A 1,118-nucleotide genomic window follows, 5' to 3' on the forward strand; every position below is an offset into this window, starting at 1 on the left:
GCCGACACCGGCCCCCCACCGCCGCCGTACCACCCATAACCCCATACCTGGAGATCTCATGGCGCACGCCAACCAGGCCCCCGCGAACGCGGAGGGCCCCACCTCGCACACCCAAATCCAGGCCGCCGGACTCGCCAAGCTGCGCGAGCCGTTCCCGAAGGCCCAGATCAATCCCCTCCCGAAGATTATTTGTGGGCAGTGCTCCAAGTCCCCCACGAAGGAGTGCGGGAACCACCGCAAAGGGAAGTGCCGCGAGTGTGACAACTGGATCACCAGCGCCCACATGCACTTGGACTACGTCGGGCACGCTGAGCTGACGAACCGGCTCCTGGAAGCGGACCTGCTGTGGGACTGGGAGCCGCTGGCCGTGGACGATGCCGGACTGCCGAAGTTCGACGGGTTCGGTGGACTGTGGATCCGGCTCACGGTGTGCGGCCACACGCGGCTCGGCTACGGCGACTCGCAGGGGAAGTCCGGTCCGAACGCGGTGAAGGAGGCGATCGGGGACGCTCTGCGGAACGCGGCGATGCGGTTCGGTGCGGCTCTGGATCTGTGGGCGAAATCCGACCTTCGAGAGGCGCAGGCTGAGCACCCGAAGACCGCCGACGAGGACGGCGCGCCCGCCCGCGGTGCTCAGTCGGAGCCACAGCACGCTCGCCCAGCCGAGCAGCGCCCGACGGTGACGCCCGAACAGACCCAGCAGTCCACCCTGGACCAGTTCAAGTCGAAGGTCGCGGACGGTTGGGGCGACCTCCACAAGATGCGGCAAAACCTGCTGGAGGCCAAGGCGGAGGCCCTGGTGAACGAGGTCGTTCCCCCCCCCCCCCGGACCACACGCCGACGCGGCTCGGGGAACTGCTGAGAGAGTCGGATCGCCGAGCTGGAGGCCGCGCAGAGCGGCGAGAGGAGCGCCGCCTGATGGGCACCGGTCAGCGCGACCATGGCTACGCCCGGTACAAGCTCGACGGCTGCCGCTGCTACAGGTGCGGTTGGGCCAAAGCCCAGTACGACGACGCCCGCGAGCAGGCCATGCGCCGCGGCCAGTGGCAGCCGTTCATGGACGCCGAACCCGTGCGCACGCATCTCCGACAGCTACAGGCATGCGGGCTCGGCCTGCG

Annotated in this window: 2 protein-coding genes; both read left to right on the forward strand. The window is 69.0% G+C overall.

Going from position 1 to position 1,118, the window contains the following annotated elements:
• Positions 1-58: 58 nt before the first annotated feature.
• A complete protein-coding gene (locus SSOG_RS55250; protein WP_009721208.1) occupies positions 59-862 on the forward strand; it encodes a hypothetical protein in 804 nt (267 codons plus the stop codon).
• A gap of 56 nt (positions 863-918) precedes the next feature.
• A partial coding sequence (locus tag SSOG_RS54600; RefSeq protein ID WP_039942930.1) for a hypothetical protein occupies positions 919-1,118 on the forward strand: 200 nt, incomplete at its 3' end.

It is taken from the genome of Streptomyces himastatinicus ATCC 53653 (assembly GCF_000158915.1).
In the GTDB taxonomy this organism is placed as follows: domain Bacteria; phylum Actinomycetota; class Actinomycetes; order Streptomycetales; family Streptomycetaceae; genus Streptomyces; species Streptomyces himastatinicus.

What these genes read in the sequence shown, in the direction of transcription:
- SSOG_RS55250 (WP_009721208.1), top strand. Translation starts at nt 59, where the DNA reads ATGGCGCACGCCAACCAGGCCCCCGCGAACGCGGAGGGCCCCACCTCG.